Origin of the sequence: Massilia sp. LjRoot122 (assembly GCF_964252725.1) — a bacterium.
In the GTDB taxonomy this organism is placed as follows: domain Bacteria; phylum Pseudomonadota; class Gammaproteobacteria; order Burkholderiales; family Burkholderiaceae_D; genus Telluria.
In genome coordinates, this window is record NZ_CAXUPB020000001.1 from 3,089,750 (window position 1) to 3,104,270 (window position 14,521).

Annotated in this window: 14 protein-coding genes; 5 read left to right on the plus strand and 9 right to left on the minus strand. The window is 60.8% G+C overall.

Annotated features, from left to right (window positions below; all coding sequences use genetic code 11):
* Positions 1-34 precede the first annotated feature (34 nt).
* On the plus strand, positions 35-901 hold the full coding sequence (locus tag ACSQ25_RS13425) for a sigma-70 family RNA polymerase sigma factor (protein WP_436106182.1): 867 nt from the start codon (positions 35-37) through the stop codon (positions 899-901).
* On the opposite strand, the gene ACSQ25_RS13430 is transcribed toward ACSQ25_RS13425, so the two are convergent.
* From ACSQ25_RS13430 to ACSQ25_RS13440, 3 genes are read right to left on the minus strand one after another with little or no spacing between them, the layout of a single operon-like run.
* Complete coding sequence (locus ACSQ25_RS13430) at positions 888-1,544, minus strand: cation transporter (RefSeq protein ID WP_436106183.1); 657 nt, start codon at positions 1,542-1,544, stop codon at positions 888-890. The genes ACSQ25_RS13425 and ACSQ25_RS13430 overlap by 14 nt on opposite strands.
* A gap of 55 nt (positions 1,545-1,599) precedes the next feature.
* Positions 1,600-2,166, minus strand: coding sequence for a dCTP deaminase (gene dcd / locus ACSQ25_RS13435; RefSeq protein WP_224944872.1), 567 nt, complete (start codon positions 2,164-2,166; stop codon positions 1,600-1,602).
* Positions 2,167-2,203: 37 nt separating this feature from the next.
* Positions 2,204-3,037, minus strand: coding sequence for an alpha/beta fold hydrolase (locus tag ACSQ25_RS13440; protein ID WP_436106184.1), 834 nt, complete (start codon positions 3,035-3,037; stop codon positions 2,204-2,206).
* A gap of 234 nt (positions 3,038-3,271) precedes the next feature.
* On the opposite strand from ACSQ25_RS13440, the gene ACSQ25_RS13445 reads away from it, so the two are divergent.
* Complete coding sequence (locus ACSQ25_RS13445) at positions 3,272-3,958, plus strand: response regulator transcription factor (RefSeq protein ID WP_436106185.1); 687 nt, start codon at positions 3,272-3,274, stop codon at positions 3,956-3,958.
* A 1-nt stretch (position 3,959) separates the two neighbouring features.
* The gene (locus ACSQ25_RS13450; protein WP_436106186.1) at positions 3,960-5,336 is read left to right on the plus strand and encodes a sensor histidine kinase; all 1,377 of its coding nucleotides are present in this window, start codon (positions 3,960-3,962) and stop codon (positions 5,334-5,336) included.
* A gap of 3 nt (positions 5,337-5,339) precedes the next feature.
* Here ACSQ25_RS13450 and ACSQ25_RS13455 read toward each other — a convergent pair whose 3' ends face one another.
* Entirely contained in the window at positions 5,340-5,522 is a 183-nt protein-coding gene (locus tag ACSQ25_RS13455) for a hypothetical protein (protein WP_436106187.1), read from the minus strand.
* Between ACSQ25_RS13455 and ACSQ25_RS13460 the strand changes: the two genes are divergently transcribed.
* A complete protein-coding gene (locus ACSQ25_RS13460; RefSeq protein WP_436106188.1) occupies positions 5,521-7,218 on the plus strand; it encodes a recombinase family protein in 1,698 nt (565 codons plus the stop codon). The genes ACSQ25_RS13455 and ACSQ25_RS13460 overlap by 2 nt on opposite strands.
* A 467-nt stretch (positions 7,219-7,685) precedes the next feature.
* On the opposite strand, the gene ACSQ25_RS13465 is transcribed toward ACSQ25_RS13460, so the two are convergent.
* On the minus strand, positions 7,686-8,267 hold the full coding sequence (locus ACSQ25_RS13465) for a recombinase family protein (protein ID WP_436106189.1): 582 nt from the start codon (positions 8,265-8,267) through the stop codon (positions 7,686-7,688).
* 217 nt (positions 8,268-8,484) lie between these two features.
* Between ACSQ25_RS13465 and ACSQ25_RS13470 the strand changes: the two genes are divergently transcribed.
* Entirely contained in the window at positions 8,485-8,916 is a 432-nt protein-coding gene (locus tag ACSQ25_RS13470) for a hypothetical protein (RefSeq protein WP_436106190.1), read from the plus strand.
* A gap of 481 nt (positions 8,917-9,397) precedes the next feature.
* On the opposite strand, the gene ACSQ25_RS13475 is transcribed toward ACSQ25_RS13470, so the two are convergent.
* The 4 genes from ACSQ25_RS13475 to ACSQ25_RS13490 all read right to left on the minus strand — a co-directional run bounded on the left by ACSQ25_RS13475 (position 9,398) and on the right by ACSQ25_RS13490 (position 14,493).
* Positions 9,398-10,555: a hypothetical protein gene (locus ACSQ25_RS13475; RefSeq protein ID WP_436106191.1), complete on the minus strand. Its 1,158-nt coding sequence runs from the start codon at positions 10,553-10,555 to the stop codon at positions 9,398-9,400.
* A 595-nt stretch (positions 10,556-11,150) separates the two neighbouring features.
* Positions 11,151-11,579, minus strand: a complete 429-nt coding sequence (locus tag ACSQ25_RS13480) for a hypothetical protein (protein WP_436106192.1) — start codon at positions 11,577-11,579, stop codon at positions 11,151-11,153.
* 10 nt (positions 11,580-11,589) lie between these two features.
* On the minus strand, positions 11,590-11,823 hold the full coding sequence (locus tag ACSQ25_RS13485) for a hypothetical protein (RefSeq protein WP_436106193.1): 234 nt from the start codon (positions 11,821-11,823) through the stop codon (positions 11,590-11,592).
* 471 nt (positions 11,824-12,294) lie between these two features.
* Positions 12,295-14,493, minus strand: a complete 2,199-nt coding sequence (locus tag ACSQ25_RS13490) for a DNA internalization-related competence protein ComEC/Rec2 (protein ID WP_436106194.1) — start codon at positions 14,491-14,493, stop codon at positions 12,295-12,297.
* Between the last annotated feature and the right edge of the window lie 28 nt (positions 14,494-14,521).

Below are 14,521 nucleotides of genomic sequence, written 5' to 3' on the forward strand. Positions count from 1 at the left end.
CCCCCCGATTGCGTTTACGCTAAGCTAGCGCGCCATGGACCCCACCGCCTTCTTCACCGCCCGCCGCCCGCGCCTCACGCGCATCGCCTACCGCATGCTCGGCTCGGTCGCCGAAGCCGAAGACGTCGTGCAGGACGCCTGGCTGCGCTGGCACGGCGCCGAACGCGCGGACATCATCGAACCCGAGGCCTGGCTGGTGCGCACCGTCACCCGCCTCTGCCTCGACGTCCTGAAGTCGAGCCGTATCAAACGCGAGCAGTACATCGGCCCCTGGCTGCCCGAACCCTTCATCACCCCGGACGACGAGGCCGACGACATCACCCTGCCCCTGATGTTCGCCATGGAGCGCCTGTCGCCACTCGAGCGCGCGGCCTTCCTGCTGCACGATGTGTTCGACCTGGATTTCAAGGAAGTCGGCCAAGCGATCGGCCGCGAAAGCGCGGCGGCGCGCCAGCTGGCCAGCCGCGCCCGGACCCGCGTGCAGGACGCGCGGCCGCGCTTCCCGGTTTCGCGCGAGGAACAGGACCGCATCGCCGGCGCCTTCTTTGCCGCCACGCGCGGCGGCGATCTCGCGCAACTCAAGCAGCTGCTGGCCGATAAGGTGGTGTTCTACGGCGATGGCGGCGGCAAGCGCAACTCGGCGATCAACCCGATCGTCGGCCTCGACAAGGTGGTGCGCCTGCTGGGGGCACTGGTGGAAAAAGCGGGATGGGACAGGGCCGAGGTGCTGCGCGAGGCCCGGATCGACGGCCTGCCCGGCCAGCTCAGCCGGGAAAGCGACGCCATGCTGCAGACGATGGCGGTGGAAATCGATGGCGGCAGGATCACGGCGATCTACGTGACCCGCAACCCGGACAAGCTCGGCCACCTGGACCGAAACAGACTGCCTAGCGGCGCTTGAGTTCGAGCGGCACAGCAGGCGCCTTCCGCGCCTCGCGCAACTCGCGGCGCGCGTGGGTGATGACGGAGTATGCGGCCGACAGCCCGAGCAGGCCCATGACCGTGGCCACCAGCAGGTCGGGCACGCCGCTCCCGGTCTGGAACACGCCGAGCGCCGCCAGCAGCACGGCCACGTTGGAGATCGCATCGTTGCGCGTGCACAGCCATACCGAGCGCATGTTGGCGTCGCCATTGCGGTAGGCGTACAGGAGCGCGCCGACCAGGCAGTTGGCGGCCAGGGCCAGGAAGCCGATCACGCCCATGGTATGCGCCGCCGGAACGGTGCCGGCCTGCAGGTGCCACAAGGCCGTACCGAGCACAAAGATGCCGTAGGCACCCATGGTCGCGCCCTTGAGCAGCGCGGTGCGCGAGCGCCATATCGGCGCCAGCGCGAGCACGAACAGGGAAATGCCATAGTTGGCGGCGTCGCCGAGGAAATCGACCGCGTCGGCCAGCAGCGAGACCGAGCCCGCGGCCCAGCCGCCGACGATCTCGACGCCGAACATCAGCGCATTCACCCACAGCGCGATCCAGAGGATGCGCCGGTAGCGCGGGTCGACTGGCGGCTTGCCGGAGGAGCAGCCGCCGCTGCAGCAATCAGACATGGTAGTTCAGCCCATCAATATGATTCATATCCGACAGGCTAGCACGGAAATCGAATCAGGTTTTCGGCAAGGTGACGCCGTGCTGGCCCTGGTACTTGCCGCCGCGGTCCTTGTACGAGGTCTCGCAGACTTCGTCGCTTTCGAAGAACAGCACCTGGGCGCAGCCCTCGCCGGCGTAGATCTTGGCCGGCAGCGGCGTGGTGTTCGAGAATTCCAGCGTCACGTAGCCTTCCCATTCGGGCTCGAAGGGGGTGACGTTGACGATGATGCCGCAGCGCGCATAGGTCGACTTGCCGAGGCAGACCGTCAGCACATTGCGCGGGATGCGGAAGTACTCGATGGTGCGGGCCAGCGCGAAGGAGTTCGGCGGAATGATGCAGACGTCGCTCTTCACGTCGACGAAGGAATTCGAGTCGAAATTCTTGGGATCGACGATGGTGCTGTTGATGTTGGTGAACACCTTGAACTCGTCGGCGCAACGAATATCGTAGCCGTACGAGGACGTGCCCCACGAGATGACCCTGCGGCCGTCCGATTCGCGCACCTGGCGCGGCTCGAAGGGTTCGATCATTCCGGTTGATTCCGCCATGCGGCGGATCCATTTATCGCTCTTGATAGCCATTGTCGAGATTCCAAAAAATCAATCCCGCGATTTTACGCTAAACCACGGACGCTGGCATGGTCCGCTGCCGGCCTCCTGCGGCGGCAAGCAGCCGTTCGATCATCTCGTGCGTCAGCTGCGCGGTCTCGGCAGGCTTCTCGAGGGGATACAAATGGCCGCCCTCGATCATCACCAGGTTCTTGCCGACCAGCCTGCGGGTGGCGTCCAGCCCGGCCTGGCGCAGTTCTTCCGACGTGGTGCCGGCGATGAAACCGATCGGCAGCGGGTAAGGCGCGCGCAGGATCGCGCCCATATGGTGCGGCAGCGTATTGTAGATCCGGGTTTCCACGTCGCGGTCGAAGCGCAGTTGCACCCCTTCCGGGTGCGGCTTGAGGCCGTGGTCGAGGTAGTCGTCGAGCGCGCCCGGCGCCCAGGCCTGGAACATCGGCTTCGAGATGAAATGCTGGTAGGCCGCGGCGCGGTCCGGCCAGACATTGCGCCTACGTTCGGAAAACCGCGCCGGCGAAAAGCGCGAGCCCATGCCTCGCTGCTTGACCAGGCGCCACAACAAGGCGCGCCAGCCCGCCACCACCGGCGAATCGAGCATCACGACGCAGCGCGCCAGCTCGGGCCGCCGCTTGGCCGCCATCATGCTCAGCATGCCGCCGAGCGAATGCCCGACCAGGATCGGCGGCTGCTCGTAGCCCTCCAGCTGGTGGATCAACTCATCCACCAGGCCGTGCCAGCCGTCGCCGACCGGGAAACGCGGATCGTGGCCATACATATCGTGGGCGCGCACCTCGTAGTGCTCGCCCAGGGCCTGGAACAGCCGGCTGTAGGTGCCGGCCGGATAACTGTTCCCGTGGGAGAAATGCAGCAAGGGTTTGCTCATGGGCCGATGGCGTGAATGACGACGGGCCATTGTAATGAAAGTGATCAGCATGCGGGCCGGGTTTAGAGGGGAATGCCTACACCAGACTCACCCGCTTGCATCCTGCAAATTATAAGCGGGCCGCCGCGGGCCCCGGTGACACCGCCATCCCGGCCCGGTTCAGCTGTGTAAATCAAGGTAAATCCGTCCCCTGCGCGGCGATCCGGCAGCCGGGCATTTGCTATCCTGCTGGCCATGAACCATGTACTGCTGATCGACGACGACGTCGAACTCGTCGGGATGTTTTCCGAATACCTCGAACAGGAGGGCTTCCGCACCACCTGCGTCCACAACGGCCTGGACGGCGCCCGCGAGGCGCTGCGCGGCGACTATGCGATCGCCATCCTCGACGTGATGATGCCGGGCGCGAACGGCATCGAGACCCTGCGCCGGATCCGCGCGGACAGCCGCATCCCCGTCCTCATGCTGACCGCGCGCGGTGACGACGCCGACCGCATCCTCGGCCTCGAGCTCGGCGCCGACGACTACGTCGCCAAGCCCTGCACGCCGCGCGAACTGACCGCGCGCGTGCGCGCCATCCTGCGCCGCACCCAGGCCGCGGCCGGCGCCGGTCCGGCCCCCGTGCTCACGGTCGGGAAGCTCAGCATGGTCCCGGAACAGCGCCGCGCCACCTGGGACGGCGCCCCGGTGGAGCTGACCAGCACCGAATTCAACCTGCTCGAAGTCCTGGCGCGCCATGCCGGCCGCCCCGTCAGCAAGAACGAGCTGTCGGAACAGGGCCTGGGCCGCCCGCTGGCCCGCTTCGACCGCAACATCGACGTCCACCTGAGCAGCCTGCGCCAGAAACTGGGCCTGCTCGCGGACGGCCGCTCTCCCCTGCAGACGATCTACCGCCAGGGCTACCAGCTGATCCGGGACTAGCATGGGCCGCCTGTTCTGGAAATTCTTCCTCTGCATCCTGCTGGCCCAGGTGGCCGCCACCATCGGCATCGGCGGTGCGTTCTGGCTGCGCGACCGGGCCCGCAGCCAGGCCGCCGAACTCGATACCGGACCGCCGGCCTTCATCGCCCTCGACGCGGCGGCCGCCACCCTGAAGCACGGCGGCCTGCCGGCGCTGCGCGGGATGCTGGGCGAGATGCAGCGTCTTCAGGTGTTCGTGCAGGACAGCCAGGGACGCGAGCTGCTGGGCCGTGCGGTGCCGGGCGGGCTGGAAGCGGAGGTCAAGCGCCTGCTGGCATCGGGCGAACCGCAGCGCAGCATCCGCTGGCTGGCCGGCCCCGGCGGCGAACGCTACCTAGCCTTCGTCAGGCGCCCCCAGTGGGTGCCGCACATCCACGTCGGTGCCGGCCGTCCGGCGGGACTGGTCAGGCCGGGCGCAAGCCTGAGCGGTCCGGGCTTTGGTCCGGGCCGGCGCGTCGGCCAGATCGCCGGCATCGTCGCGGCCACGCTGGCCAGCCTGCTGTTCGCCGCCCTGCTTGCCTGGTACTTCTCGCGTCCGATCCGCGCCCTGCGCGCAGCCTTCGAAGCGGCCGCCGGCGGCGACCTGGCCCCGCGCTTCGCTGCCGGCCGTGCGGGCGACGAGCTGAACGACCTGGGGCGCGACTTCGACCGCATGAGCGCCCAGTTGCGCGCCCTGATGGACGGCCAGCGTCGCCTGCTGCACGATGTGTCGCACGAGCTGCGCTCGCCGCTGGCGCGGCTGCAGGCCGCGGTCGGGCTGGCGCACCAGCAGCCGGACAAGATCGCCTCCTCGCTCGACCGCATCGAGCGCGAGAGCATGCGCATGGATAAACTCGTCGGCGAACTGCTGACGCTGTCGCGGCTCGAAGCCTCGCCTGGCCTGGCCCGGCGCGAGCAACTCGACCTGAGCGAACTGGCGCACGAAATCGCCGCCGATGCGCGTTTCGAGGCCGGCCCCGGCGCGCCCGAAGTCAAGGTGAACGCGCCCGGCCCGATCGTGGTGCAGGGCGATCCGGACCTGCTCTGGAGCGCGCTCGAGAACGTGGTACGCAATGCGATGCGCCACGGCGGCAGCGGCGGCATCGTCCAGATCGTCCTGCATGCCGATGCACAGCACGCCCACGTGGACGTGCTCGACCGCGGCCCCGGCATCGCCCCAAGCGACCTGGCCGAGGTGTTCCGGCCCTTCTTCCGCTCGCATCCGAACCAGGTCGACGGGCATGGACTCGGGCTCGCGATCGCGCGCCACGTGCTGGTGGCGCACGGCGGCGACATCAAGGCCGCGAACCGCGAAGGCGGCGGCCTGCAGGTCAGGCTCAGTCTTCCGCTGCAGCCTTGAGCCCTAGCGGCCGTGCCAGTAGCGGCGGCGCTCCGTGCGGAACTCGGCCACGTCCAGCGCCTGGCCGAAGCGCAGCGTGACGGCGCCGGAAACGTCGGTGCGCAGCCTGCGGATGCCCAGGCTGCCGTAGCGTTCATAGACTTCGGCCTTCGGGTGGCGGTAGCGATAGCGGTATAATTGACCCATGACAATTGCATTCTCGTATATTCGCTTCTCCCGGTTGACTCAGAAGCAAGGGCGTAGCTATGAACGCCAGATGGAAGCCTGTGAGGCGTGGGTAGCCAAGAAGGGCTTCACCCTGTCCGATGATAGGTTCTTGGATCAAGGCCGATCCGGCTACCTTGGCGAACACCTAGGGGAAAAGGGTCAGTTAAGGCGATTCCTTGATCTAGTGGAAGCTGGGAAGATACCGAAGGGCAGCTACCTTGTTATCGAAAGCTTGGACAGGCTCAGCCGACAGAGGGTCAATGAAGCCTTGAGCCTCTTTCTGGGCATTCTGGGTGCCGGAGTCCATATCTGCACATTGATGGATGGCGAGAAAGTCTATTCCCCCGATGCCAGTTCGATGGACGTAATTATGTCCGTGCTAGTCATGGCACGAGCTAACGAGGAATCCGCTACCAAGTCGAAGCGAGCAAAGGACGATTGGGAGAGCAAGTTTGCCAAGGCCCGGAGCGCAGAAAGAAAGCCCGTTGGCCGACAAGTGGCAAAGTGGCTGAAGCTGGTCGAAGGTGAGTACGTGCCTGATCCGGATCGAGCAGCCATCGTGGAACGAGTATTCAGGGAATGCATCAACGGCCATGGATTTGTCTCAATCGCACAGCGTTTGAACGCCGACAACGTACCAGCGTTCCGAGGCGGGACATGGTGCCCGTCGAGTATTGACGATTTGCTAAAGAATAGGAATGTTCTTGGAGAGTGGGAGCCGAAAGATGGCAAAGGAGTTATTGAGAACTACTTCCCACGGGTGATCGATGACGCTACTTGGAAAAAGGCAGAGCTAGCAATGGTAGCGCGTCGAGGCCGTAAGGTTACGAAGCAGACAGCGAACTTCCAGGTGTGGCAACAAGTGCTCTTCTGCGCCTTATGCGGCTCCACCATGAATCTCGTAACGAAGCAGAAGGGAGCAGCCGTTAGGGGTGAACCGGTCTACAAGTACAAGTACTATGTTTGTGCCAACAAGCGTAAGGGGCTGTGTACGAAGGCTGTAAGCGTACGCATGGAGGCAAGTGAAGAGGTGTACAAGCGCCTACTGGTAGCTGTCGGAGCCTTGGGACTCATCCAGACCGAAGCAGCGGAGATTACGGACCAGATGGCGCTGGTAGATGCTTCGATTCATGCAGAGGAGACTACACGCGCTCGACACATGAAGAGGCTTGCGGAGCACGCGGAGGAAGACCACTTGTACGAACTGGTTGCTATCGCAAACAAGAATCTCAAGCGACTGAAGGCCGAGCGGGAAGAACTGGAGGCAAAGCACACCGCTCAAACCATCGCTCAAAGCGATAGAGACTGGCTGCTGGCGAACATTCCGCTAAAGGAACGGGATGACCGTCAACGGGCCAATGCCCTACTTTGTCGCCTGAATATCAAGGTGCATATCAAGGGCGGCGATGAACCTGTGTACACCGCTACTCGGCCAACACAAGTACGCACTGTAGTGCTACCGATCCCGGAAGGTCAGGAGCCGGAGTTTATGACTCGTACTGTTGAACGTCCCTTCCTACAGTTCATCGTGAAGGGAGACGACATCATTCCTGTTCCGCGTAGTGCGGACCAGAGGGAGACGCTGAAGGAGCAGGATTCGGACGGCTCCGAGACTGCTAAGGGCATGGCGTGGCTATCAGAAGTGCTAGGTCCGAAAGCAATCGTACAAGACTAACGCTACCGCCCAAAGTAGAATGTACGTATGCTCAACAATGACAAATCCCCACAGTACATGACTTCCGCCGAGCTTGAAGAAGCTATCCGGCGTCACCGGGAGTTCACCAAGAAGCTACTTGCAGAGGCGCGTAGCCGTCGAGCTAACTCGTCGCGGCAACCCGAGGACGGCAAGAAAGCTCATCAGCCAGATTTTCCAAACTAATTTTGGCCGACATGCCATGTTGTACGGATGGGCAAACAGCCCAGGAATAATATCAACGGGGCGCTTACGCTTTGCTTGACCAACAAGGGCGGCTATCGGTAGACCATTGGCCTGAGCGTGAAATATCGAGGGCCATCTAGCACCATCAAAGGCTCAGGAAGGCCATCAGGAGGCGCTACAGGCGTTTTTATTGATGAGTTGAGCACTTGGTAGCCTGAAACTGAAAAGAGGCCCTATCGGCCTCTAATCGATTCCTAACTCTGTTACGCTGCAAGATACCGCTTTACAGTCGATTCCGACAAACCGAAGTGTTTTGCTGTAGCGCTTACGGTCGCCTTCTTCTCTTCCTTCCATGCCTTCACCCCGATAGCATCCGCCTTTACTGGGCGTCCGAGACTGGTAGCACCACGATGCGTTTTCCCGGTAGCAGCCAGCGTAGCCTTCGCCAGTTCACGGCCGGAAGCAGTACGCTCATTGATACGCTGGCGCTCCATATCGGCAATCTGGGACAGAACAGCGATAATCAGTTCACCTACACCGGCAGCAATCGGACCCAGACCACGAACATGCACGGTCACACCACGAGCCAACAGGGCCTTGATCGTGAGTTGTACGTCAATCGCATCGCGCCCCAGACGGTCTACAGCGTACACAAACAGCGTATCGCCTTCACGTACGTAGTTCATCATGGAAGCGAAGCCGGGGCGGCTCAGGGCCGGGGTAGCACCGCTTACGCCTTCGTCAGCAAATTCCTTGTCGAACTGGATGCCTTGGGACAGGGCCGAACGCTGAGCATCGATGGACTGGCTGTTGCTGCTGACTCGGTAGTATGCGATTTGGCTCATGCTGGCTCCTGATTAGGTCGAAAGATAGTGAAGCTATTATGAGCTAGTCCATAATTCCTGTCCAGTATCTTTTGAACCGCAGAACTGGTGCGTTTTAGGTAGGGTTCATAAGGTACAACTTTCGACCCGTCAACTACGACGGACAAAAGCAGACCATCTTGCTAAGGTAGAAATCAGGTAGACTTATTTTTTCCCTCAGACAACGAATAAGAGCACAATGAATATGTCATCGCGTTTCTTCTGGAAGTCCGTCGCTGTGGCGGTGCTGCTTACGATTAGTGGATTTGGCTACTCTGGGTACATGCAACACAAGTTAAGTACAACTCAGCGTACATGTGAAACCGAGAGCCAAGCGAAGATGGCTACCATCAACGCGCAACGTGCGAAGGAAAGTGGCCCGTGGACTGAATACCAGACTGCGGAATTTACTTGTGACCCTTCGAAGCTCGATGCGGATGTCAGTCTCGGGGAAGATACTCCAGGCATTCAAGGGGAATTACTAAGGGCATATCACGATGCCAACAGTAATACTCAAAACATCTTCTACGGCATCGCGCTTCTCACAGTGCTGGTAGGTGTATTACCCGCATTCTGGTACTTCTTCCTAGCGAGGCTTACCGAAATTGCGACAGCAGTTCGTCGCAAGTAGGCCACTGGGAGCCGCAATGAGGAAGAAGGGAAAGCGAGAAGCCGTTTGCGTCATGTGTGGTAGGTTTGGAACCGTAACACGGGAGCATGTGCCTCCTCAGGGCCTGTTCTTAAAGCCAAAGCCTACGAACATGATTACGGTGCCATGTTGCGCTCCTTGCAACGATGAATACAAGAAGGATGACGAATTCTTCCGCATCTACGTAGCTATGGGAGCGGAGCCGGATACAAAGCTGTACCGCCTCTGGAAGGAAAAGGTTATTGGTAGCACGTTGCACAACAGTCCCGCGCTTCAGTTCGTGCTTGCCCAGGGGCAAAACGAATTTAGGGAGAAATACAAGGACAAGACAGTCCGTGCTTCAGACGGTCGTCTAATTCCACCGGACCTACACCATCTTGCGATGCCACTATCGAGTTTGAGAATCAGTAAAATCGTTACAAAGATAGTCCGTTGTTTGCATTTTCATGAGCACAAAGTACGACTACCCATGGATGCTGAGTTTTCGCTCAACACAATCTTCTGGACAGAAGACGCCTATGACATTGTGAAGAATGCCCCTACTGGCCGCGTAGGGCATGAAGGAGAGTTCTTGTATCGATACATTTCGATGGAACCCGGAGGCGATCGCTGGCTCCTCAGCTTCTACGACAAGAATGTGTTCGATATCTTGGTTAGCATTCCTCCCACTCCTTCGCCCTAAGCTAGTTGGCTGCTTCCCTGTTCGCACTGGGAGCTGATAAGGGAAGAAGGGAACAGGGCCTACCAGTTCTGCTAGGTTGACTTCTTCGTAATCCGTGCCAGTTCCGCCAGTACGGCATCTCCGTTGATCTTTGGCTTCTTTCCTACTGGCGCTACTGGCGCTGGCTTCCATGCTTTCGCATCCGGTGCCCACCATGGCTGTGCTACTGGTGCTGGCTGCGCTACGGCTGGCTTCGGTGCTTCCACTGGCTGCGATGCTTTCGGAGCCGCTACCGGCTTCATATTGCGTTGCAATGCTTGTTTCATTTGATTCCTTCAATTCTGTTTGTGTAATTACTTCTTCCACTGCTGCTGGGAGGGCAGCAGATGGGGGGAGGGTTTGTTTCGGCTCCCGGTTTGTGCTACCAGTGTAAATCTGTCCCTCAACTCCGGCCTTACTCCGTACCTTAGTCAAATAACTGATCCATTCGCAGCAGTCTTCCAGTTTGCTACCGGCTTTCTTCGGAACATAAGCATAGTTGACCTTCTTCCCGCCTACGTAGTGCATAATGTCTTCTGGTGAGCAGATATTGAAACCTAGGCCCATACCCTTTAGCATTTTGGTGAACCATCCAGTAGTCGAATAGTGGATGATCGAATTAGGATGAGTGTCTTTCGCTTCAATCAGCAGAAAGATATGCTTGTGAAATCGCTTCCATTTGTCCCGTTCGTAGCAGGCTTTATACCGGCATGGCATTCCTTTGGCTCGTAGCTGCTTGCACAGTAGTTCCACCGCTTTACGGTAGGTTGCACGATCTTCCGATCCGGTAAGAACGATATGGAATAGTAGGCCGATGGCGTAAGGGTGAGTCAGGAGCATATTCTTATGCTTCCGGTAGTTCACTGGGCTATGGTTTCCACCGTTAGCACGATGGATACGAGTTTCTAGTTTCTTTGTCATTACTTCTTTCCTTTTGTTTGACAGTTCTTGTAGTCTCCTTAGTTATATCTACTGAGTCATACTACTTATAACTTATCTTTAATCAATTCTTGTTTCGGTGGCGTTACTGGTGCGTTTCTACTATGGCGATGATGAATTACCTTGACGATTTAGCTATTAACCTATATCGCCGGTAAGTCATTGATTTCGTAGGAGATTTCTAAATTCAATACGCCGCCTGTGTTTCTGTAACTCGTCGAGTTGTCTTATTCCTCGTTGCTTGACATTGCGGCAATCAGAATCAAACTCTCGATGATCTGGCTACCAGACCGGCCCTGCTTCCACCCAAGAGTTTTAAGGGTGGACCATACCGACGCCGGGAGATAGACGCTCTGCTTTTCAAGTAGCTGCCCATCGTCTGTAACTACGCGACGGCGGGTTGTGCCTTCCACATACTCTGGTGATACATATTTCATTTCAATTCCTTATTTAGTGCGAACGCAGACGAGCGCCAGCATTCCATTCAGGAATGGTGCTTGACTGCGATTCGGATTGTCTTTTACGGCCAGGATTGGCCTGATGCGCTTCCTACCGGAGGAAGGCCGGGAGGATGGTGTTACTTGTTCAAACGAGCCAGTTCGGACTCAGCTTCACGCTTCAGTTTGGCGATCTGCTTCTCATGTGCAGCTACAGCTTCGGCTACGCTCTTTTCCAGTGCTTCTCTGGCCTGTCGTTCTACCAGAAGCTTAGCTTCCTCCTTCACGCGGCGATCATATTCCGCTTGTTCGCGTGCAATGCTGGCATCCGTCGATTCCTGCGCCTTTTTGATAGCGTAATCGTCAGGATTTCCAATAACAAGCATCAACGAGATATTCCCGTTCTGGTAGAAGCTCATTGGATAGTCTTTATGGACCGTGTAACCGTTCCGTACGTGGGCGCAGACTTCCCCCATGATCGTTACAGCAGGCCCAATCAATTCGATGCTAATTGGCTTCTTCGGTGCTACTACTGGCGTATCAGCGGCCACAGGTGTACTTACAGACATTTGCTTCCTTTCAGTTTGTGTTGGTGTTTGTGTTCAGGCCGCGTTGGCGAATGTAATTACTTACATGTAGACGATGCCATTCAAGATCGCCCGGAGTGCGTAGACCCAAAGAGTTCAGATGATTCGCCACCGTGCGAAGGGTGGAGAATGGACGGAGTGTGTTCACGATACCGTCGATCATCTGGTAGTACTCGGCAGTTTTGAGCGGCTTGCCGAAAGCCGGAATAGCGTGTTGATGCGCCATAGCAGATCGCTCCTATGTTTGAGGATTGTTGGGATTGTGTGTGAATTCGGCTCTGGGAGGTTGAGCCAGTATCGATAGCAGGAGGGGACAACAATTACGACATTTGCTACCACGTAATGACAGTATAAGTCACGACCTGCCTTTTGTCAACTTTTGACACGATTTCGCTTGACACACCAGGAAAACCGTGATTCACAATCACCGTAAATACGGTAATCATTTCCTAGTGCGGGAACACCCGGTATCGAGGCGATTCGTGCCTGTTTTCTGTACAGGAAAAGAAGAAGGAAGAAGTCTGGCTGCTTAACAAATAAGCACCTTCACACCGGGGGAATACCGTGGGAAGTGGTCTATCACTGCCTGTCGCTTTGTGTGATCGTGTTGCATGCACACTGTTGGATAGCGTAAGACTGGTCAGCTTTTCCCTGAAATCCGCCCGTGGTACACTATGGGTACTTAATCACGGAGACGCTAGCGGTTGCGGTAGCCCACCTGGAAGATGCCGAGCTTCGGCTCCACCGCCGCCAGGAAGGCCGCGGTCGACGAGGTGCCGCTGCCGTGGTGCGGCGCCAGCAGGACGTCCGCGCGCAGGCGGCCTGCCGCCCCTTCCAGCAGCTGCGCTTCCTGCGCGGCCTCGATGTCTGCAGCCAGCAGCATTGCCCTGCCCTGGCTGGCGACGCGCAGCACGCAGCTGCGCGCGTTGGCTTTCAAGCCGGCGTTGTCGTACGATTGCAGCGTAGGGCCCAGCATCTCGAAGTGCACGCCGTCCCAGGCCCAGGCTTGCCCGGCGCTGCAGCGGCTGTGACGCGCGGCGGCGCGTGCCACCGGGTGGCCGCTGCCCAGCGAGGAGTGCAGCTGCGCCACTTTGACACCCTCGAGCAGGGTGCGGGCCCCGCCGGCGTGGTCGACGTCGCTGTGCGACACCACCAGCGCATCCAGCGCGCCGATGCCGCGGCCGCGCAGGTAGGGCAGCAGGATGCGTCCCGCCGCGTCGGCGCCCGGGGCGTACTGCGGACCGCTGTCGTAGAGCAGCCGGTGGCGCTCGGTCTCGACCAGCAGGGCCATGCCCTGCCCCACATCGAAGGCGGTGACCGTGAAGCTGCCGGCGGCCGGCGCGGTCGGCAACTGGGTGAGCATCGGCGCCCATGCGGCCAGCCCGGCCCACCGCTGCGGCCAGCCGCGCGGCGCCAGCATCCACAGCGTGCCGGCCAGCGCCAGCGCAAACACCCAGGGCTGCGGCGCCGGTGCATTCAGGATCGCGAGCGGACTGGCGGCCAGCAGGCCCAATCCTTCGGCCAGCAGTTCGATGGCAAGGTGCGCCAGGCCGAGCACCCACCCCGCCAGCGGCGCCGGCAGCAGCGCGCCGAACAGGGCCAGGGGCGTCACCAGCAGGCTGATGACCGGGATGGCGACGGCGTTGGCGAAGGGGCTGGCCAGCGAGACCTGGGAAAACAGCAGCATCGTCAGCGGCACCAGACCGATGGTGACGGCGTACTGTGTGCGGGCGGCCGTGCCGAGCGTCTGGCGCCATCCGCGCTCGTCCCGCACGCGCCCCAGGCCGGCGTACAGGATGATGGCCACCGCTCCGAACGACAGCCAGAATCCGGCCCCCAGCACGGCCCAGGGATCGATCAGCACCACCACGGCCAGCGCCAGGCACAGGACGTGCGACAGCGCGACGGACCGCCCAAGCCAGAGCGCGGCCGCCACCGCGGCCAGCATGTAGAAGGTGCGCTGCGCAGGCACGCCGAAGCCGGCCAGCAGCACATACAGCAGCGCCACCAGCGCACCCAGCAGGGCCGCGGCCTTTTGCGCGGGCAGGCGCAGCGGCAAGGCGGCGCCCGCGATGAAGAAGGAACGGCGCCACAGTGCGGACATGGCCCATGCTGCCAGCCCTGCCACCATCGTGATGTGCAGGCCCGAGATCGAGACCAGGTGGCTGATGCCGGTGCGGTTGAAGATGTCCCAGTCCGACTGCGGGATGCCGCGCTGGTCGCCGATGACCAGCGCGACGACCACGCCGGCATAGCGCTTGCCCTCGAGCTGCCGCAGGATGTGGCGGCGCAGTCCGGCGCGCGCGCGTTCGACCGCATGGCCAAGGCGCGGTACGAAGGCATCGAGACGGATGTTGCGTGCGCCGGCGGGTCGGACGTAGCCGGTGGCGCGCACGCCCTGCTCCAGCAGCCAGGCCTCGTAGTCGAAGCCATAGGGATTCGCGTTGCCGTGCGGGCGCTGCAGGCGCACGACCAGTTGCCAGCGTTCGCCGGGCCGCACTGCGTCGCTGCCGTCCTTGGCGGGTGCTGGTCCGTACCATGAGACGGCAATCTTCCGCGGCACGGTGGCGCCCGGCGTCAACACCCGTTCGACGCGGACGTTGAAGCGCGCGCCGCCGTCGAACTCGTGCGGCAGGCTGTCGACCGTACCGACGATGGCGACGTCCTTGCCCTCCTGTTCGCGCGGCAGCCCATCAGCCAGCGCCAGGTGGGCGAACAGGGCCGCCCATGAAACGCCGAGCGCGGTGGCGGCAAGCAGGATCGCCGGCTGCCTGCGCAAGGCGCACAGGATCAGCGCCACGCCCACGGCACCGGTGAGGACTTCCGGTTCCGGCAACTCGGCACGCGTTTGCAGCCAGCACACCCCGGTGAGGAAGGCGAGGATTGCGCAGCGCATGGGCCGGGCGGCAGCAGGAGGTGCTTGA

Excerpts from the sequence above, each read along its gene's own strand:
- ACSQ25_RS13450 (WP_436106186.1), top strand. The coding sequence starts at position 3,960 with ATGGGCCGCCTGTTCTGGAAATTCTTCCTCTGCATCCTGCTGGCCCAG.
- ACSQ25_RS13475 (WP_436106191.1), bottom strand. The coding sequence starts at position 10,555 with ATGACAAAGAAACTAGAAACTCGTATCCATCGTGCTAACGGTGGAAAC.
- ACSQ25_RS13455 (WP_436106187.1), bottom strand. The coding sequence starts at position 5,522 with ATGGGTCAATTATACCGCTATCGCTACCGCCACCCGAAGGCCGAAGTC.
- ACSQ25_RS13485 (WP_436106193.1), bottom strand. The coding sequence starts at position 11,823 with ATGGCGCATCAACACGCTATTCCGGCTTTCGGCAAGCCGCTCAAAACT.
- ACSQ25_RS13465 (WP_436106189.1), bottom strand. The coding sequence starts at position 8,267 with ATGAGCCAAATCGCATACTACCGAGTCAGCAGCAACAGCCAGTCCATC.
- ACSQ25_RS13440 (WP_436106184.1), bottom strand. The coding sequence starts at position 3,037 with ATGAGCAAACCCTTGCTGCATTTCTCCCACGGGAACAGTTATCCGGCC.
- ACSQ25_RS13445 (WP_436106185.1), top strand. The coding sequence starts at position 3,272 with ATGAACCATGTACTGCTGATCGACGACGACGTCGAACTCGTCGGGATG.
- ACSQ25_RS13460 (WP_436106188.1), top strand. The coding sequence starts at position 5,521 with ATGACAATTGCATTCTCGTATATTCGCTTCTCCCGGTTGACTCAGAAG.
- ACSQ25_RS13480 (WP_436106192.1), bottom strand. The coding sequence starts at position 11,579 with ATGTCTGTAAGTACACCTGTGGCCGCTGATACGCCAGTAGTAGCACCG.
- ACSQ25_RS13470 (WP_436106190.1), top strand. The coding sequence starts at position 8,485 with ATGAATATGTCATCGCGTTTCTTCTGGAAGTCCGTCGCTGTGGCGGTG.
- ACSQ25_RS13490 (WP_436106194.1), bottom strand. The coding sequence starts at position 14,493 with ATGCGCTGCGCAATCCTCGCCTTCCTCACCGGGGTGTGCTGGCTGCAA.
- dcd (WP_224944872.1), bottom strand. The coding sequence starts at position 2,166 with ATGGCTATCAAGAGCGATAAATGGATCCGCCGCATGGCGGAATCAACC.
- ACSQ25_RS13430 (WP_436106183.1), bottom strand. The coding sequence starts at position 1,544 with ATGTCTGATTGCTGCAGCGGCGGCTGCTCCTCCGGCAAGCCGCCAGTC.
- ACSQ25_RS13425 (WP_436106182.1), top strand. The coding sequence starts at position 35 with ATGGACCCCACCGCCTTCTTCACCGCCCGCCGCCCGCGCCTCACGCGC.